Raw genomic sequence first — 20,228 nt, 5'->3', positions numbered from 1 at the left:
GTGATCAAAATACTTATTTCAATAACAAGCTATTAATACGTTTAACATAAGCTGCTGGATCTTCTGGTAAGCCACCTTCTGAAATCACAGCCTGATCAAAGATCACATTAGCCAAATCATCAAACTGTGCTGAGTTCTCTAATTTTTTCACCAACGGATGCTCAGGGTTGATTTCCAAAGTAGGCTTAATTTCAGGAACAGCTTGCCCTGCCTGTTTCAACATACGAATCAGCTGTGGTGAAAGCTCCCCTTCGCTGGTGACTAAGCATGCAGGAGAATCCACCAAACGCGTAGTCACACGGACTTCTTTGGTTTTATCTTTTAACGAGCTACTTAAACGATCCACCACAGGCTTAAACTGTTCAGCCGCTTGCTCTAAGGCCTTTTTCTCTTCGGCATCTTGTAGATCACCGAGATCGACTGCGCCTTTAGATACGTTCTGCAATGGTGTACCATCGAACTCAAATACAAAGTTCATGGCCCACTCGTCAACGCGGTCCGCCATCAGTAACACTTCAATGCCTTTCTTCTTGAATACTTCAAGTTGTGGCGAATTTTTCGCAGCGGTTAAACTATCTGCAGTCACGTAATAAATCGCTTTCTGCCCTTCTTTCATACGTACCTTATAATCAGCAAAAGAAGTACTGACCTCATCATGATTTGAAGTTGCATAACGCAATAATTTTAAGATACGTTCACGATTGCCCGTGTCTTCACCTAAACCTTCTTTTAAGACTGAGCCAAATTCAGTGTAGAAGGTTTTAAATTTCTCTTGGTCTTTCTCATCTTCCGATTTCGCCAAGCCATCCAATAAGGTCAATACACGACGCGCATTACCTTCACGAATGGTTTTCACATCACGGCTTTCTTGTAAAAGTTCACGGCTAACGTTCAACGGTAAATCAGCACTGTCGACCACACCTTGAACAAAACGTAAGTAGTTTGGAATCAGGTTATCTGCTTCATCCAAGATAAATACGCGTTTTACGTACAGCTTGATGCCTGCTTTTGCTTCACGAGTAAATAAATCTTGTTTGGCCTGACTTGGGATATACAGCAACTGGGTATATTCGGTACTACCTTCGACACGGTTATGCGCCCACGCCAAAGGTTCTGCAAAATCGTGGCTCAGGTTTTTATAAAACTCGATGTATTGCTCATCCGTGATTTCACTCTTGTTACGCGTCCATAACGCACTGGCTGAGTTAATCGCTTCCCATTCATCCGTCTTCACCATTTGGCCGCCTTTCGGTTCTTCACCTTCAGCGACCTCTTCCTCTTGCCACACTTCTTTTTGCATTTCGATTGGCAAGCTGATGTGGTCAGAATACTTATTGATGATTTGTTTAACTTTCCATGACTCTAAATAATCCAGTGCATCATCACGTAAATGCAAGATGATATCCGTACCACGCGTTGCTTTCTCAATCGTTTGAACTTCAAATTCACCCGTACCACCACTGATCCAACGCACAGCTTCAACTGCATCCAGCCCTGCACGACGCGATTCAACGGTAATTTTATCGGCAACAATAAAACCTGAATAGAAACCAACACCAAACTGACCAATCAACTGGGCATCTGACTTTTGGTCACCTGTCAGTTTAGACATAAAGTCTTTGGTACCTGACTTTGCAATGGTCCCTAAATTATCAATGGCTTCTTGCTGGCTTAGACCAATCCCGTTATCTGAAATGGTTAAGGTTTTATGGTCTTTATCTAAAGTGACGCGGACACGTAAGTCTGGATCATTTTCATAATATTCAGGGTGATTAATCCCTTCAAAACGTAACTTATCGCAAGCATCCGATGCATTTGAAATCAATTCACGTAAGAAAATTTCAGGGTTGGAATACAGTGAATGGGTCACTAAATGCAATAACTGAGCAACCTCAGCTTGGAAACTATAATTCTGTGCGACTTGTTCACTCATAAATCACTCCTTATCTGTGCTTATATCTTTGGAATGATTTATGAATGGTGCATATCTTGGATTTTTCAATCCTTGATGCTTATTTTTAAGCTAAAAATCGCACAAAAGTTACAATTAGAATGGGCCTTGGCTCAAGACGCGTGTTTGTAGAAGTTGATCTAACTGTTGCTGTCTTTGTGCATAAGCACGCTTCAGACAAGGGCTATTGGCAGAACAGGAATTACGTTGTTTTAGCCATTTAAATTGTTGATCTTTCTCTGCATCACGCCCACCCATAGGTAATGCATGCAGAATAATTTGGTAGGTGGTTGCGAGTTTGACATCTGCATCATTTAAACTGCGGTCATTGCAGATCTGCTGCTCAGCTTTTAACTTCGCAGCCTGACAAGAGAAACTGGCAGCCTGAGCTTGGGACAAAAGTAATAAGGGGGTGAGTAATAATGCTGTCGTTATCAATTTTTTCATCATGGATCATTCACTTTTATTTAAGCTTATGTCTCAGCATACAAAACTCAAGTGTTGAAGCCTGTATCGGTTTTATATTCAAATTGCAAAAATAAAAAACCTCACACAAGGTGAGGTTCTTCAATCATTCACTGACTTAGAATTTGTAGCTATAACCTAATGTATACACCACTGGATTGAGATCTAAATCAAATTTAGTCCCATCAACCAATGTCACTTCTGGGCTAATATCTGCGTAACGTACATCGACATAAACACCCCAGTTTTTAGCATCTGCAGGTTGGAAGTTAAAACCCAGCTGACCAGCAAAGCCAAATGCTTCTTTCACATCTTTCGCTACGCCCTTTTCATTCCAAGGAATGAAGGCTGTACCACCGACACCGATGTAAGGTGTAAAGCGAGTTGAATTTTTGAAATTATATTTTGCTGTAATCGTAGGTGGTAATTGACGAACACTAGCAACTTTTTCACCATTTAATAATACGTCATGGTTAATTGGAGTTGCTAATAATAATTCCGCTGAGAACGGTGTTTCACCAAAAAAATATTCAACTGACGGTGTAAATGCAAACTCATCATCACCTTTAACCGTTGCACCTGGGGCCAACGTTGTATCCGCAGTTGGGTTAATAACACTCGCGCCCACTTTAACTTGAAAGCCCCCTGCAAATGCAGTTGAAGATAACCCCAATAATGCGACAACCAATGCTTTCTTTAACATTAAAACAACCTCTTTAACAATTTATGTTCTTGTTAAACATAATAGGCACGGGTTTTTACATTATGCAATACTTATTAATTCCGACTATTTAAATACATTTTGTAATATATTGAATATTAATAAAATATAATTGTTAAAATATGTAATATTTATTAATTCAGACCATTTTAGTCCACTTAAACCACTATAAAACCTAGTATTCTGATCAGAATACTACAATTCATAATATTAAATAAAGTTTTTAGAAAAATTCTATTTAGATGAATTTAAAAATATAATTACGCAAAACTTAATATTAAAAATACATTATAAAATTAGATTAAAAAAGAGACAAAAAATGTCAAATACTGGTATTTTTTATATTTTAATTACTAAAATAATTATGCATAAAAAAATGGCTCTTAACGAGCCATTTGTATTATAAAATCATTGCGGCAATCCAGCCAAAAATAAGCAGCGGGATATTAAAATGTATAAAAGTCGGCACAACTGTATCCCAAATGTGATCATGTTGACCATCTACACCTAAACCAGCTGTTGGTCCTAAGGTCGAATCAGATGCAGGTGAACCCGCATCACCTAATGCCGCAGCGGTGCCAATGAGTGCAATTGTTGCCAATGGTGAGAAGCCAAATTGGACGCACAAAGGCACGTAAATCACGGCCAGCACAGGCACACTTGAGAACGATGAACCAATACCGATCGTCACGAATAAACCGATAAAAAGCATCAGGAACGCAGCTAATGCATGGTTATCTCCGATGATATGCACCACACCATTAACCAGATGCGTGATATCGCCTGTATGGGTCATCACTGAGGCAAAACCTGCCGCAGAAATCATGATAAAGCCTACCAGCGCCATCATACGCATGCCTTGTACAAATACGTCATCAGCATCTTGCCATTTAAAAATTCCAGAAGCAGATAACACAGCAAAGCCGACTAAACCACCAAGAATCATCGAACCTGAGTACAGCTGTGCAACCAGAGTTAAACCGATCGCCAGCACCGCCATAAACATGGTCTTCTTGGAGATATAAGGTACATTCTCAGCTTCTTGTTTGAGCTCTTCCGCATCAGCCTTGAGATCATATTCTGCCTGTGTGGTCACTTTCAGTGGCTTGTCTAGGTCAATGGTTTTTACGGGCGTAATTGAACGATCCACATAAATACGCGGCTTACGATAGCTAATAAATACCGCAACTAAAGTACCGATTACCATCCCTAAAACTGGAATCGCCATACCGATTGGCATCATGCCCCGTTCAACATGCAAGCCGTAAGCTGCGCCAATCTTGTTGATATTGCCCATCAGAATCTGTTCAAGGAAGATCGCACCAAAGCCAACTGGCAGGAAAATATAGGTCCCGACTAGACCTAACGTCATCACACATGCTGCAGCTCGACGATCCAGCTTTAAATGATTCATCACTTTTAATAAAGGTGGAACCAAGACTGGAATAAACGCGATATGCACAGGAATCAGGTTTTGAGAGAAGATTGCAGCAATCAACAGAATGGTTAATAACAGATATTTCACCTTTTTCTGTTGATTTTTACCTGCTTCCATCCCCAATAAACCAATCAGTTTATGCGCAAGTAAATCGGGCAATCCAGACTTTGAAAGTGCCAAGGCAAATGCACCTAATACCGCATAAGCCAAAGCAACTTCAGCACCATCGCCTAAGCCAGCATTAAATGCTTCTACAGTTTGAGAAAGACTTAGACCAGCGACCAAGCCTCCAATAATGGCTGAAATCACCAAAGTGAGAACAACAGAAACTCGTGCCAGTGACAAGATAAACATCACGGCAATCGCAATTACGACAGCATTCATGAACAAATTCAGGAGCAAAGAAAAGGCGATATTCTAGCAGATTCATGATCATGAAGCTGAAAATATCGCCGAATTGTGCTGCATCTCAAGTGATTTTTAGCTTAATAAATCCACTAAAGCATTAAGCAGCTTGGCGTTGCACAAACTGACGGATCAGTTCAGCAATTTTTTCTGGCTGGCTCAATACTGCCCAATGGTTGGCATCGAGCTCAACATACTCAAATTTTTCTACCCATTTTGGCATCGATTCAGTAATGTACTCTGGACTGACAAACGCATCGCGTTTTAACACAATCGCCTGTACAGGACATTGTGCATAGCGTTGACGTGGTTGAGTAAGAGATGGGATAAAATTGGCACGGTAAAGATTAATACCGTATTTACCATCCGCCACAATATTGGCATTCAAAGGTAAATTTTTCTTCTTTTCCAAACCACTTAGGATCTTGCCCCATTTTTCTGGACTAAAGAATGTCCATACCGTTGGTGCAACTAAAGGTAAATGGAAAGCACCGATATACCAAGATTTGGTCAGCATTTTTAATACATTGCTTGGTGCAGATTTAAATTTTTCACGCAGATACAAAGAAGCATGATCTAAGCAAGGACCTGAAATGGTGGTATAAGACAATAAGCGACCTTTTAATTTTGGTTCTGTTGCAGATTCCCAAGACTGTAATGAACCCCAATCATGTGCTGCCATATGGAAATTACGATTTGGAAGAACTTGATCCACCACCTCTTGCAAGTCTAATGATAAACGCGGCAAACGGTAATCTTTAATACGCTTAGGAATCGAAGACAGACCTGCACCACGCACATCATAAGTCACCACGTAATAATCATTGACCAGTTTTTCAATGATCGGCTCCCAAACTTCCTGATTATCTGGATAGCCATGCACTAAAACCAAAGGTGTTTTTTTCTCATCACCCCATGTTTTAACACAAAGCGTTTGCTGATCAGATGTTGTTACTGTTTTGACTTGTGCTTGCATAATTCTTTCCCATTTTGTTTTCTATCGGCTGTTCATAAAACAGCCATTGCCAGCGATGCAATAAAAATGATACTTATGGAGTATGAATAGAGTTGCAAGAAAAAAAATTGACCATGAAAGACTTTTTCAAAAGAATTCGAACCATTCCCGCAATATCCAAATTTATGCTCAATCATTACTCACCTTATCGCGGTGCAGGTATTGAGATTGAAACCATTGATCTAGATGATTATTACATTCGTGTCAAAATGCCATTGACTCGGCGTAATCGAAATATTGTCGGGACGCATTTTGGCGGTAGTCTATATTCAATGGTTGACCCCTTTTATATGCTGATTCTAATTCACCATTTGGGACATAAATATATTGTCTGGGATAAAAGTGCCACCATTAATTTTCTTTCACCAGGCCGAAACACGGTCTATGCTGAGATTCAACTGAGTCGCGATGAAATCACTGAAATCAAAAAACTGGCAGAGAATCATGAGCCCGTTTTACGTCATTACACCCTAAATATTGTAGATGATGCAGGAACACGAATCGCAGAAGTCGAAAAAGTGCTTTATATCCGTCGTAAAAAACCCAAAGCCAGTGCTTAGCACCATTCACATAAAAATGCCTGCAATCGTTTGCAGGCATTTTGAATCTGATGATCAGAAATTATCTCTTTTTCTCTTGGATTGCGGCACCAGCACCACCACCGATTGCACCACCAATTGCAGCGCCTGAGTCACCACCAAAGATTGCTTTACCCACTACTGAACCGATACCAGCGCCAATCGCGCTACTGGTGGTAGAGCTACTATTCGCGCCCTTCGCATTGGCACCTACACCTGCACCCGCAGCGGCACCAACACCCGCACCTAATCCGCCACCAACATGGTTACCTAGCCCACCACCGACAGCACCACCAAGGGCTGCTGTACCAATACGCTGATCAGCAGCACTCATATTTTGACAGCCCGTGAACATTACCGCCGATAACACTAAAGTTGAAACTAAACCAATTGTTTTTTTCATGACTATACTCACTTCTATACGTTCTATAGAAAAGCATAATCTTCTTTTATGGGGAATTTGATCACATTGTGTTATCACTATGTCCCAATCGATTGATATTTTGTAAAGGTAGATGGTCAGCTAAAGCGGCTTATGAGCTGGAAAATACATAAAAGTAGAAATAATTTGGATATGCTGAATTAAAAATTTGGTGTATTCAGGATGCTTAAAACAAATAGCAAATAGGCTAGATAAATAATAAATATCCTAGCTTAAAGCTCTCTCAGCAATCTTAGTTTCGTCACTGAGAGAGGCTCTTTAAAATGACAGAGATAGAAATAACCTGATTTAAATAGTTAAATCAGCACCACTGTCATCAGCAAGTTTAAGCTCAGACTTAGTACTTGCCTTTTTTCTCGCCATAAGCAGATCCAGCACTACCACCAAGTGCACCACCTACCGCAGCACCAGAGTCACCACCCAATACTGCACCACCAATCACCGCACCTAAGCCAGCACCGATCGCACTGTTTCTGGTATTTTTACTATTTGAACCTTTGGCATTCGCAGCAACACCCGCGCCAATTGCAGCACCAAGACCAGCACCCAAATTACCACCAACGTGCTTACCTACCGCACCGCCTGCACCACCACCAATTGCAGCAGAACCAATACGTTTGCTTTCTGGGCTCGCATTCTGGCAACCCACAAATAGCGTGCTTGACATTAAAGCGACACCTGCAATCATCATCATTTTTTTCATTAGAACTATTCCTCTCCTCAGATGTGCATAGGATAGTATTGTTTAATGAACTGTTTATTTTGATTAAGTAATCAAATACTGATGCTGTAAGGTGTTTTTGTAACAACTGCTTTATTTTTCCACAAAAAAAGGCACCCGAAGGTGCCTTTTTAATTCGTTAAGACTTAGAACTGGTCTGAGTTCAACGCTTGACTAAATGCTTGATCAACTTCACTGAAATCGTTATGAAGTTCAAATTCAGCAGCTTCTGATTCTTGACGACGACGCTCTAAGTGATACGCAAGACCTGTACCCGCTGGGATCAAACGACCCACAACAACGTTTTCTTTCAAGCCACGTAAATCATCTTCTTTACCTGTTACAGCAGCTTCAGTTAACACACGTGTTGTTTCCTGGAACGATGCAGCAGAAATGAACGAGTCTGTAGAAAGTGATGCTTTGGTAATACCCATAAGCAGACGTTCAAACTTCGCAGGGAACTTGTTCTGAGCCAAGACAGCTTGGTTCTCTTGAACAACGCGGATGTAATCCACTTGCTCACCCTTGATGAAGCTTGTATCGCCACCATCAGTGATATCAACTTTACGCAACATTTGACGTACAACAACTTCAATATGCTTATCGTTGATTTTTACACCTTGGAGACGGTAAACGTCTTGAACTTCATTCACGATGTAGTTCGTTAACGCAACTTCGCCTTTCAAACGTAAGATGTCATGTGGGTTTTGTGGACCATCAGAAATAGTCTCACCACGGTTCACATGCTCACCTTCGAACACGTTGATCGTACGCCATTTTGGAATTAACTCTTCATAAATCTCAGAGCCATCATCCGGACTGATCACTAAACGGTTCTTACCTTTGGTCTCTTTACCGAAGCTCACAATACCAGACACTTCTGCCAAGATTGCATGTTCTTTCGGCTTACGCGCTTCGAACAAGTCAGCTACGCGTGGAAGACCACCGGTAATATCACGAGTACGTGAAGATTCTTGTGGTACACGACCAAGTACATCACCGACACCAATCGTTGCGCCATCGCGAACGGTTACGATCGTGTTTTGTGGTAAGAAGTAGAACTGTTCGCCGCCATCTGTTGTATCCAACACAATTGCAGGACGTAAATCTTTACCAGAAGCAGGACGAGCTGTTACAGGTAAAATTTCAACAGTGGTCATACCTGTTGCATCATCTGTCTTAGAAGTAGCAGTTACACCATCAGCGATTTGGCTGAAACGCGCTTTACCCGCAACTTCGGTAACAAGTGGATGTGTATGTGGATCCCAAGTCGCCACGATACCACCAGCTTCTACAGCTTCACCATCTTTCAACAAGATGCTTGCACCGTAAGGAAGTTTATAGCGCTCACGCTCACGACCTAAGTCATCCGCAATACCAATTTCACCTGAACGTGAAACTGACACCAAGTGACCTTTAGCATGTTGTACAGTTTTCACGTTGTGGAAACGTACAGTACCTTTGTTACGTACTTGAACACTGTTTGCAGCAGAAGTTCGGCTTGCAGCACCACCAACGTGGAAGGTACGCATCGTTAACTGTGTACCAGGTTCACCAATCGATTGTGCAGCCATTACACCAACAGATTCACCTGGGTTTACCAAGTGACCACGTGCAAGGTCACGACCATAACAACGAGCACATACACCGAAGGTAGATTCACATGCAATCACTGAACGTACTTTAACTTCATCGACACCCGCTTCTTCAAGCTGAGCAGCAATTTTCTCGTCAATTAACGTACCACGTGGAAGTACCACTTCATCATCAGATGCACGACGTACGTCTTCAGCAGTTACACGACCCAATACGCGATCGCGTAATGGTTCGATTACGTCACCACCTTGAATGAATGGTGTCATGACTAGGCCACCAGCTGTACCACAATCAGATTCAGTAATAACTAAATCTTGTGCTACATCTACCAGACGACGAGTCAAGTAACCAGAGTTCGCAGTTTTCAATGCGGTATCGGCCAAACCTTTACGCGCACCGTGTGTTGAGATGAAGTACTGAAGTACGGTCAAACCTTCACGGAAGTTTGCTTTAATTGGTGTCTCAATGATCGAGCCATCCGGCTTCGCCATCAAACCACGCATACCAGCAAGCTGACGGATCTGCGCCGCACTACCACGGGCACCCGAGTCAGACATCATATAAATTGAGTTGAATGACTTTTGCTTCTCGTCTTCACCTTGTTTGTTTTTCACAAGGGTATAAGACAAGTTGTCCATCATCGCTTTTGCAACTTGGTCATTGGTACGTGCCCAAATATCGACCACTTTGTTATAGCGCTCACCCGCGGTTACGAAGCCTTGCTCAAACTGTTGTTCGATTTCACGAACTTCAGTTTCAGCTTTGTCGATAATGGTGTGCTTATTTGGTGGAATAAGCATGTCTTCCATACCTACAGATACACCTGAACGCGTCGCTTGACGGAAGCCCAAATACATCAATTGGTCAGCAAAGATAACCGTATCTTTCAAACCAAGCTTACGGTAGCAAGAGTTGATTAACTTAGAGATGTTTTTCTTAGTCATCTCAAGGTTGATCGATTCAAAGCTTAAACCTTGTGGAACAACTTCCCACAACAAGCAACGACCTGGTGTTGTATCAACAATAATAGTTTGCTTTTCACGCTGACCATTTTCATCGATTACAGTTTGGTGTACACGTACTTTAACGCGTGCATGGATCGCAACTTTACCAGTCGCTAAGGCACGGTTAACTTCGTGTGTATCCGCAAACACCATGCCTTCACCTTTGGCATTTACCGCATCACGTGTGATGTAGTAAAGACCCAAGACAACGTCCTGAGAAGGAACGATGATTGGCTCACCGTTTGCAGGTGACAAGATGTTGTTGGTTGACATCATCAATGCACGTGCTTCTAACTGTGCTTCAAGTGTCAATGGAACGTGTACCGCCATTTGGTCACCATCGAAGTCGGCGTTAAACGCAGCACATACGAGTGGGTGAAGACGGATCGCTTTACCTTCAATCAGAATAGGTTCAAATGCTTGAAGACCTAAACGGTGAAGTGTTGGCGCACGGTTCAACATCACTGGATGTTGACGAATCACAGATGCAAGAACGTCCCAAACTTCTGGTGTCTCACGCTCAACCATTTTCTTCGCAGCTTTAATGGTTGTTGCTTGGCCAGAAGCTTGTAGTTTCGCGAAAATAAATGGCTTGAATAGTTCAAGTGCCATCTTCTTCGGAAGACCACATTGGTGAAGACGTAAAGTAGGACCAACGGTAATTACCGAACGACCAGAATAGTCAACACGCTTACCAAGTAAGTTTTGACGGAAACGACCTTGTTTACCTTTGATCATGTCTGCCAAAGATTTCAATGGACGTTTGTTCGAACCTGTAATTGCACGACCACGACGACCGTTATCAAGCAATGCATCTACAGACTCTTGTAACATACGTTTTTCGTTACGTACGATAATGTCTGGTGCAGCAAGATCAAGAAGACGCTTCAAACGGTTGTTACGGTTAATCACACGACGATATAAATCGTTCAAGTCAGAAGTCGCGAAACGACCACCTTCAAGTGGTACAAGCGGACGTAAGTCTGGTGGAAGTACTGGAAGTACATTCATCACCATCCATTCTGGCTTGTTGTTCGAATCGTTAAAAGCTTCCATCAATTTCAAACGCTTAGACGATTTCTTAAGTTTCGTCTCAGAAGTTGTTTGAGGAATTTCTTCACGTAAACGTGTAATCTCTGCTTCAAGATCGATATCTTTCAATAGATCTTGAATTGCCTCTGCACCCATTTTCGCAGCGAATTCATCACCGTGTTCTTCAAGTGCATTGTAGTATTCTTCGTCTGTTAAAAGTTGGTACTTTTCAAACGGAGTCATACCTGGATCAGTAACAACATAAGATTCGAAATACAATACACGCTCGATATCACGTAATGTCATATCAAGTAATAAACCAATACGGCTCGGTAATGATTTCAAGAACCAGATGTGTGCAACTGGAGACGCAAGCTCGATGTGACCCATACGTTCACGACGAACTTTCGCAGTTGTTACTTCAACGCCACATTTTTCACAAATGACGCCTTTGTATTTCATACGCTTGTATTTACCACACAAGCATTCGTAATCTTTTACTGGACCAAAAATTTTGGCACAGAACAAACCGTCACGTTCAGGTTTAAAAGTACGGTAGTTAATGGTTTCAGGCTTTTTAACTTCACCGTGAGACCATGACTTAATCATCTCTGGCGACGCAAGACCAATACGGATACGGTCAAATTCAACAGGTGCATGACCTTCTGAATCCGTTTTCTTACGCATGATATCGAGCAAGTCTTTCAATTTTTTTCTCCGTGTGTCGGGAAGCTAAGCTCACCCGACTGGGTCACAAATATTGTTTTTACTGAAATTTGGGAATCTATAATCCCCCCTAAATCCCCCTTTACAAAGGAGGACTTTCTCCCCTCTTTCTTAAAGAGGGGTTGGGGGAGATTTTTTAGTCACCATTTTTCAGTTCAATGTTGATACCTAAAGAACGGATCTCTTTGGTCAATACGTTGAACGATTCAGGCATACCCGGATCCATATAATGGTTACCATCTACAATATTCTTATAGATACGTGTACGACCTTCGACGTCATCCGACTTCACAGTGAGCATTTCTTGGAGTGTATATGCTGCACCGTATGCTTCAAGTGCCCATACTTCCATCTCACCGAAACGCTGACCACCGAATTGTGCTTTACCACCAAGCGGTTGTTGTGTAACAAGTGAGTAAGAACCTGTTGAACGCGCATGCATCTTGTCATCAACCAAGTGGTTCAATTTGAGCATGTACATGTAACCTACAGTTACAGGACGATCAAACTGCTCACCTGTACGTCCGTCAAACAATACCGTTTGACCTGTACGTGAGATGTCTGCTAATTCAAGTAAGTCTTTGATCTGGCTTTCTTCAGCACCATCAAATACAGGTGTTGCTAATGGAACACCGGCACGTAAGTTACCTGAAAGCGCCAAGATTTCGGCATCAGTTAAGCTATCAAGCTCTTCTTGCTCACCACCGACCTTGTTATAAATCTTGTCTAAGAAGTCACGTAGTTCTAACACTGTACGTTGTTCTTTCAACATTTTTTCAAGTTTATCGCCAAGACCTTTGGCCGCCATACCTAAGTGAGTCTCAAGAATCTGACCCACGTTCATACGTGACGGTACACCCAATGGGTTCAATACGATATCGACTGGCACACCATTCGCATCGTGCGGCATGTCTTCAACAGGCAAGATGTTTGATACAACACCTTTGTTACCGTGACGACCCGCCATCTTATCACCAGGCTGGATACGACGTTTAACCGCAAGGTAAACCTTAACAACTTTCAATACGCCAGTGGTTAATTCATCACCTGTAGAAAGTTTACGCTTCTTCTCTGCAAACTTCTCATCAATTTCATAGCTCTTCTCTTTCAAGAACACTTGAATTTGAGTTAGACGCTCTGCAATTGCTTCATCAGTCGGTTGGATTTCAAGTAAATCAACAAGCTCTAAACCAGACAATACGTCTTCAGCAAGTTTATCACCGCGTTTAGTTGAACCGCCACCGTTAGACTCTTGACCTTTCAACAAACGAACAATACGTTCACGTGCTGCTTCTTCGAAGATTTTGTATTCTTCTTTCAAGTCTTTACGGTATGCATCAAGCTGAGCTTTCTCAATTGCTTGAGCACGTTCATCTTTTTCCAAACCATCACGCGTGAAGACTTGAACGTCAATCACAGTACCTTTAGTGCCAGATGGAACGCGTAAAGAAGAGTCTTTAACGTCAGCAGCTTTTTCACCAAAGATTGCACGAAGTAGTTTTTCTTCAGGTGTTAACTGAGTTTCACCTTTAGGCGTTACCTTACCAACAAGGATGTCACCAGCAGTTACTTCAGCACCGATATAAACAATACCAGACTCATCCAACTTAGACAGTGCAGCTTCACCTACGTTAGGAATATCGGCAGTAATTTCTTCTGCACCTAACTTAGTATCACGCGCTACACATGACAATTCTTGAATGTGAATCGAGGTTAAACGGTCTTCTTGAAGTACACGCTCAGAAAGTAAGATCGAGTCTTCGTAGTTATAACCGTTCCATGTCATGAACGCGACGCGCATGTTTTGACCAAGCGCAAGTTCACCCATATCAGTCGATGGACCATCAGCCAAGATATCGCCACGAGCAACTTTGTCGCCCAAGTTGACGATAACGTTTTGGTTGATACATGTATTTTGGTTTGAACGTGTGTATTTGATCAGGTTGTAGATATCTACACCCGCTTCACCCGCGATCATTTCATCTTCGTTTACACGAATCACGATACGAGATGCATCTACATATTCAATCGCACCACCACGGTCAGCAATCACACACACGCCAGAGTCACGTGCTACGTTTGCTTCCATACCAGTACCAACAAGCGGCTTGTCAGCACGTAAGGTAGGAACAGCCTGACGTTGCATGTTCGAACCCATCAATGCACGGTTCGCATCATCGTGTTCAAGGAATGGAATCAATGATGCTGCAACAGAAACAACCTGCTGTGCAGAAACGTCCATATGTGTTACGCGCTCAGGCGACATACGTACGAATTCACCTTGATGACGTACAGAAACCATTTCTTCAGTCAGGTGACCATCTTTATCAACAGCAGAATCGGCCTGTGCAATGACAGTCCCTACTTCTTCAATTGCAGATAAATATTCAACATCATCAGTTACACGACCATCAACAACTTTACGGTAAGGTGTTTCCAAGAAACCGAAATCGTTTGCTTTTGCATAAACAGAAAGCGAGTTGATCAAACCAATGTTTGGACCTTCAGGCGTTTCAATTGGACAAACACGACCATAGTGAGTTTGATGTACGTCACGTACTTCAAAGCCCGCACGTTCACGTGTCAAACCACCAGGGCCAAGCGCAGATACACGACGTTTGTGTGTAATCTCAGACAATGGGTTGTTTTGATCCATGAACTGAGACAACTGGCTTGAACCAAAGAATTCTTTGATTGCAGCAGCAACTGGTTTTGCATTGATCAAATCTTGCGGAGACAAGTTATCTGTTTCTGCTTGGCTTAAACGCTCTTTAACAGCACGTTCAACACGGACTAAACCAACACGGAATTGGTTTTCTGTCATTTCACCAACAGAACGTACACGACGGTTACCCAAGTGATCGATATCATCGACTTCACCTTTACCGTTACGGATTTCAACCAATGTACGCAGTACATCGATGATATCTTCGTGCGATAAAATACCTTCAACTTCACGCGACTTCTGATCAGTACCGACTTCGTAAGGACGACCCAAACGACGGTTGAACTTCATACGACCCACTGGAGAAAGGTCATAACGCTCAGAAGAGAAGAACAAGTTGTTGAATAAGTTTTCAGCAGCTTCTTTTGTTGGTGGCTCACCTGGACGCATTACTTTATAGATTTCAACAAGCGCTTCTTCACGGCCTGTTGTCGTATCTGCACGTAATGTATCTGCAACGAAAGAACCACGGTCGATGTCATTGGTGAATAGGATGTTAAATTGTTTAACACCACCTTCAGCCAATTTCACCAAGATTTCATGGCTAAGCACGGTATTCGCAGCAATCACATCGCCATTTTTCAATGGAATGTCTTCAGCTGTAATACGCTCATATAAATATTCATCAGGTACAGAAAGCTTCGCTAAGTTAGCAGCTTCCATTTGACGTACGTGACGTGCATTAATACGTTTACCTTGTTCAACGATCGCTTTACCATCATTGTCCAAGATATCAAATTGCGCCATTTCACCACGTAAGCGATCTGGAACAAGGTCAATCTGATAGCTACCCATATCAAGATATACAGGCACTTTTTCGTAGAACAAATTCAAGATCTGTTCATTGCTGTAATTTAAGGCACGTAAAACCACCGTTGCCAATAATTTACGACGACGGTCAATACGTACAAAGACTAAATCTTTAGCATCAAATTCAAAGTCTAACCATGAACCACGGTAAGGAATAATACGTGCTGAATACAACACTTTACCGCTTGAGTGGGTTTTACCCTTGTCATGGTCAAAGAATACGCCTGGTGAACGGTGTAATTGAGATACGATTACACGCTCTGTACCGTTGATAACGAAAGTACCGTTATCGGTCATGAGTGGCATTTCACCCATGTAAACTTCTTGTTCACGAACGTCTTTAATTGATTTCGTTTCACGATCTTTAATGATCAAACGAATTTTTACGCGCATTGGTGCTGCATAAGTTGAACCACGTAAAATACATTCACGTACGTCAAACTCAGGCTTACCAAGACTATACTCAACAAATTCTAAAGCAGCATTGCCAGAATAACTTTCAATAGGAAAAACTGAACGAAATGCGGCTTGGAGACCGATATCTTCGCGATTTTTTGGAGTTTTACCGCCTTGTAAGAATGTACGGTACGAATCGACCTGAATCGAAAGTAAGTACGGTGCTTCCATTACGTGGGGCAATTTACCAAAATTCTTACGGATCCGTTTCTTTTCGGTATATGAGTATGCCATCTGGAGTCCTCGGAAAGTAAACTAAACCCGCCTGCAGAACGGGTCTAGAAGGAATTACGCAGGCCGATATGGCCACCACTGTTTACAAATGCTGCAATTTTTAGTGGTATTAAAACGCTTAACAATATTTTTATAAGCAAAAAAATATTGGTAAGCGTTTGATTTTATGTATTTTGTTTAAATAATACGCACGTTAAACGTAAAACTAACAAAAAACGAGCCGATTATTGTAACGCAAAAAGGCTGATGACCCAAGAGCCATCAGCCATTTTTTGGAGCCGATTTTCAAAAAATCGACTCCCTACAGCATTACTTAAGTGTAACTGTAGCACCAGCTTCTTCAAGCTTCTTCTTAAGTTCTTCGCCTTCTTCTTTAGAAACGCCTTCTTTAAGAACTGCAGGAGCGCCTTCAACAAGATCTTTAGCTTCTTTAAGACCAAGGCCAGTAGCTTCACGAACTGCTTTAATTACAGCAACTTTGTTAGCACCGAAAGAAGTCAACTCAACGTTGAATTCAGTTTGTTCTTCAACAGCAGCAGCAGCTGGACCAGCAGCAACAGCTACAGCAGCAGCAGATACGTTGAATTTTTCTTCGAAAGCAGAAATAAGTTCAACAAGTTCAAGAACAGTTTTTTCAGCAACTGCGTTTAAGATTTCTTCGTTTGTTAAAGCCATGAGAGTAACTCCAAATGGATATTGAATGGTGTGAAAGTAGATTTAAGCTTAAGCAGCTTCTGACCCGTTTTTCTCTTGAAGCGCTGTAAGTAAGCGACCCAATTTCGAAATAGGAGCTTGAAGAACAGAGGCAAGCATAGTAAGCGCTTTTTCTTGGTTCGGAAGATTCGCGATAACGCTAACGTCAGCACCTTGATAAAGTTTGCCTTCAAATGCAGCAGCCTTTAATTCAAATGCTTTATTAGTTTTAGCAAATTCTTCGAACAAGCGTGCAGCCGCACCCATGTCGTCTTCAGAAGTTGAGAATGCTAAGATTGTTGGACCAACAAGGTCGTCATTCAAGATAGCGAATGGCGTATCTTGAAGAGCACGTTTAGCTAAAGTATTACGTACAACACGTGTAGCAACACCTAGTTTACGAGCTTCAACACGAAGAGCAGTTAATTGCTCAACAGTTAAACCTTGGTAGTCAGCAACAACGGCAGCGAACGCTGTAGAAGCAATTTCACTTACTTCAGCAACGATCTGTTTTTTGTCTTCGATAAGAAGAGCCATCGTAAAACCTCCTAACGGTGATTTATGCACTCATACGAGTGCACTCCCAATTCGTAAGCCCTATTCAGACTTACACGCGGAGGAGCAACAAATCACACCACCGCGTCTACTCAGACTGGATGATTAAGAAAAACATTCGAAAATATTTTTCGCCTGAGGTCTTTGACGCTGATAAACATTCATTTATCAATTCAAAGTTTGCTTAGACTTCCTCAAAGAGAAAATCTAAGGCTTCAAAATTCTTACTAATTACTTAGAAACGTTGCTTACGTCAACGATCAAACCAGGACCCATAGTTGAGCTCAAAGTGATCTTTTTAACGTATACACCTTTAGAAGTTGCAGGCTTTAACTTTTTCAAGTCTGCAATTAAAGTTTCAACGTTTTGACGTACAGCTTCTTCGCTAAAGCCAAGTTGGCCGATCGCAGCGTGGATGATACCCGCTTTGTCTACACGGTAACGTGCTTGACCAGATTTAGCATTCTTAACCGCGTTAGCAACGTCAGGAGTTACTGTACCCACTTTAGGGTTTGGCATTAAGCCACGTGGACCAAGAATCGTACCAAGCTTACCAACAACGCGCATTGTATCAGGAGCAGCAATCACTACGTCGAAATCAAGGTTTCCACCTTGAATGCTTTCAGCAAGGTCATCAAAACCAACGATATCAGCACCAGCAGCTTTCGCAGCTTCAGCAGCAGCACCTTGAGCAAATACTGCAACACGTACAGTTTTACCAGTACCCGCAGGTAAAGTTGTAGCACCACGAACAACCTGATCAGATTTACGTGGGTCTACACCAAGGTTTACAGCGATATCTAAAGATTCTTTGAACTTCGCAGCTGGAAGGCTGTTAAGAACTTGTACTGCTTCTTCCAAAGTGTAAACTTTGTTTGCTTCTACAGCAGCAGCAATGGCTTTTTGACGTTTAGTTAACTTTGCCATGTCTTATAGCTCCACTTCCAAGCCCATAGAACGTGCAGAACCAGCAATGGTACGCACACGAGCGTCTAAATCAGCACCAGTTAAGTCTGGTTCTTTAGTAGTCGCGATTTCTTCTAACTGAGCACGAGTCAACTTACCAACTTTAGTTTTGTTAGGTACAGAAGAACCCTTTTGAATACCAGCAGCTTTCTTAAGAAGAATAGATGCAGGTGGAGTTTTCATGATGAAAGTGAACGACTTATCGTTGTACACAGTGATCACGACAGGAATTGGCAAACCAACTTCAAGTTTTTGTGTAGCAGCATTGAATTCTTTACAGAATGCCATGATGTTTACACCACGTTGACCTAAAGCAGGACCAATTGGTGGAGATGGATTCGCTTTACCAGCTGGAACTTGCAGCTTGATATAGCCGTCAATCTTCTTAGCCATTGAAAATTACCTCTGGGTACAGACGCCGTTAGGCTCCCCAAAAAATTAAACAACACCGAAGTGTTAGAACAACAATGCCCGATCAGATCGGGCGCTTCTCAACCGACGCAGATTAAATCGTTTTTTCGACTTGGCGAAACTCGAGTTCAACCTGAGTTGGTCGATTAAATACATTAATCGTCAACGTTAAACGTGACTTTTCGTATTGAACTTCCTCCACGACCCCTTTAAAGTCAGTGAACGGACCGTCAACAACGAGCAATTCTTCACCAGGTTCAAACATCGTCTTAGGACGAGGTGCTTCACCTGTATTACGCACACGAGCAAGGATCGCATCAGCTTCACGTTGTGAAATCGGCGCTGGTTTCTCTGGTGTACCACCAATAAAACCAAGAACTTTTGGACATTCTTTTACAATGTGCCAAGTATCATCATTCATTTCCATTTCGACCAATACATAGCCAGGAAAGAATTTACGCTCAGACTTACGCTTCTTACCATCCTTCATTTCCACTACTTCTTCAGTAGGGACAAGGACTTCACCAAAGCTTTCAGCAACAGTACTACGCTGAATTCGATCATTAAGCGAACGCATCACTTGTTTTTCAAAGCCTGAATAGGCATGAATAATATACCAACGTTTCATCGCGTTCTTACCCAATAATTAACTTAATAAACCAACCTAACCCGTAGTCGAAACACCATAAAACCAATGATGCAACAAGTACAACTAAGAGAACTTGCCACGATGTCGTGATCGTCTCTTGTTTTGTTGGCCAGGTCACTCGACGCAGTTCAATTCGCGCATCTTGCAATAAACGCACAAAGCCTTTGCCTTGATGGGTGGCGTATAATAAACCTAAAGCGACTACGACACAAGCCAAAATCACCCCAACACGCACCCAAATATCATTTGCTGGTGCCCAATAGGCAGGTAAATGCTGATTTACCAATGCTGAACCGACTAATAAAGCTATAGCAATCAACCACAAGACAACATCTAGCGGTGAGCCAGAACTTACAACTTCTGCAACATTATTTCTTTGAGGGATTGGCGCGTCGCTTAATGCGTCACGCGATTTATCATTCGACATTTTTTTACTCGTCGTAGAATTCGCGACTTATTATATGACAACTCAGCCAGAATTAAGCTTTTTTATTTAAAAAAAGTGGCAGGCCAGGAGGGACTCGAACCCCCAACATTCGGTTTTGGAGACCGACGCTCTACCAATTGAACTACTGACCTAACGTGCAAATCGAAAGCCGGAGCTTTCGATTTGAGTGTAACACATGGTATTGGGC

The 20,228-nt window shown here is 42.1% G+C and carries 16 protein-coding genes and 1 tRNA gene; 1 reads left to right on the top strand and 16 read right to left on the bottom strand.

Going from position 1 to position 20,228, the window contains the following annotated elements:
• Positions 1-13: 13 nt before the first annotated feature.
• The 5 genes from htpG to WA352_RS08370 all read right to left on the bottom strand — a co-directional run bounded on the left by htpG (position 14) and on the right by WA352_RS08370 (position 5,956).
• Positions 14-1,933, bottom strand: coding sequence for a molecular chaperone HtpG (htpG, locus tag WA352_RS08390; RefSeq protein ID WP_005314871.1), 1,920 nt, complete (start codon positions 1,931-1,933; stop codon positions 14-16).
• 114 nt (positions 1,934-2,047) lie between these two features.
• On the bottom strand, positions 2,048-2,398 hold the full coding sequence (locus WA352_RS08385) for a lysozyme inhibitor LprI family protein (protein WP_032859175.1): 351 nt from the start codon (positions 2,396-2,398) through the stop codon (positions 2,048-2,050).
• A gap of 136 nt (positions 2,399-2,534) precedes the next feature.
• Entirely contained in the window at positions 2,535-3,119 is a 585-nt protein-coding gene (locus tag WA352_RS08380; RefSeq protein WP_004802248.1) for an OmpW/AlkL family protein, read from the bottom strand.
• Between the two features lie 418 nt (positions 3,120-3,537).
• Positions 3,538-4,959 carry a Na+/H+ antiporter family protein gene (locus WA352_RS08375; RefSeq protein ID WP_004802246.1) on the bottom strand — a complete coding sequence of 474 codons (1,422 nt, stop codon included), beginning with the start codon at positions 4,957-4,959 and terminating at the stop codon, positions 3,538-3,540.
• Between the two features lie 121 nt (positions 4,960-5,080).
• The gene (locus WA352_RS08370) at positions 5,081-5,956 is read right to left on the bottom strand and encodes an alpha/beta fold hydrolase (RefSeq protein ID WP_005314867.1); all 876 of its coding nucleotides are present in this window, start codon (positions 5,954-5,956) and stop codon (positions 5,081-5,083) included.
• 113 nt (positions 5,957-6,069) lie between these two features.
• On the opposite strand from WA352_RS08370, the gene WA352_RS08365 reads away from it, so the two are divergent.
• The gene (locus tag WA352_RS08365) at positions 6,070-6,555 is read left to right on the top strand and encodes a DUF4442 domain-containing protein (RefSeq protein ID WP_026057579.1); all 486 of its coding nucleotides are present in this window, start codon (positions 6,070-6,072) and stop codon (positions 6,553-6,555) included.
• Between the two features lie 61 nt (positions 6,556-6,616).
• Here WA352_RS08365 and WA352_RS08360 read toward each other — a convergent pair whose 3' ends face one another.
• The 11 genes from WA352_RS08360 to WA352_RS08310 all read right to left on the bottom strand — a co-directional run bounded on the left by WA352_RS08360 (position 6,617) and on the right by WA352_RS08310 (position 20,172).
• Entirely contained in the window at positions 6,617-6,976 is a 360-nt protein-coding gene (locus WA352_RS08360; protein WP_004802240.1) for a YMGG-like glycine zipper-containing protein, read from the bottom strand.
• Positions 6,977-7,352: 376 nt separating this feature from the next.
• Positions 7,353-7,718, bottom strand: a complete 366-nt coding sequence (locus WA352_RS08355) for a hypothetical protein (RefSeq protein WP_005200545.1) — start codon at positions 7,716-7,718, stop codon at positions 7,353-7,355.
• 164 nt (positions 7,719-7,882) lie between these two features.
• The gene (rpoC, locus tag WA352_RS08350; RefSeq protein ID WP_005314864.1) at positions 7,883-12,076 is read right to left on the bottom strand and encodes a DNA-directed RNA polymerase subunit beta'; all 4,194 of its coding nucleotides are present in this window, start codon (positions 12,074-12,076) and stop codon (positions 7,883-7,885) included.
• A 154-nt stretch (positions 12,077-12,230) separates the two neighbouring features.
• The gene (gene rpoB / locus WA352_RS08345) at positions 12,231-16,319 is read right to left on the bottom strand and encodes a DNA-directed RNA polymerase subunit beta (RefSeq protein WP_004802234.1); all 4,089 of its coding nucleotides are present in this window, start codon (positions 16,317-16,319) and stop codon (positions 12,231-12,233) included.
• 309 nt (positions 16,320-16,628) lie between these two features.
• Positions 16,629-16,994, bottom strand: a complete 366-nt coding sequence (gene rplL / locus WA352_RS08340; protein WP_004802232.1) for a 50S ribosomal protein L7/L12 — start codon at positions 16,992-16,994, stop codon at positions 16,629-16,631.
• Positions 16,995-17,042: 48 nt separating this feature from the next.
• On the bottom strand, positions 17,043-17,549 hold the full coding sequence (rplJ, locus tag WA352_RS08335) for a 50S ribosomal protein L10 (protein ID WP_004802230.1): 507 nt from the start codon (positions 17,547-17,549) through the stop codon (positions 17,043-17,045).
• Positions 17,550-17,798: 249 nt separating this feature from the next.
• Positions 17,799-18,494 (bottom strand): 50S ribosomal protein L1, encoded by a 696-nt coding sequence (gene rplA / locus WA352_RS08330; protein ID WP_336142079.1) that lies wholly within the window; start codon positions 18,492-18,494, stop codon positions 17,799-17,801.
• Positions 18,495-18,497: 3 nt separating this feature from the next.
• Positions 18,498-18,926, bottom strand: a complete 429-nt coding sequence (gene rplK / locus WA352_RS08325; RefSeq protein WP_004637639.1) for a 50S ribosomal protein L11 — start codon at positions 18,924-18,926, stop codon at positions 18,498-18,500.
• Between the two features lie 112 nt (positions 18,927-19,038).
• The gene (gene nusG / locus WA352_RS08320) at positions 19,039-19,572 is read right to left on the bottom strand and encodes a transcription termination/antitermination protein NusG (protein ID WP_004802226.1); all 534 of its coding nucleotides are present in this window, start codon (positions 19,570-19,572) and stop codon (positions 19,039-19,041) included.
• Between the two features lie 7 nt (positions 19,573-19,579).
• Positions 19,580-20,020: a preprotein translocase subunit SecE gene (secE, locus tag WA352_RS08315; protein ID WP_004802225.1), complete on the bottom strand. Its 441-nt coding sequence runs from the start codon at positions 20,018-20,020 to the stop codon at positions 19,580-19,582.
• A gap of 76 nt (positions 20,021-20,096) precedes the next feature.
• Positions 20,097-20,172, bottom strand: a tRNA-Trp gene (locus WA352_RS08310).
• Between the last annotated feature and the right edge of the window lie 56 nt (positions 20,173-20,228).

It is taken from the genome of Acinetobacter sp. 102 (genome assembly GCF_037028485.1).
Taxonomy (GTDB): Bacteria; Pseudomonadota; Gammaproteobacteria; order Pseudomonadales; family Moraxellaceae; genus Acinetobacter; species Acinetobacter higginsii.
The sequence above is the reverse complement of the archived record's forward strand: the minus strand, read 5'-3'. Positions and strand labels throughout refer to the sequence as shown.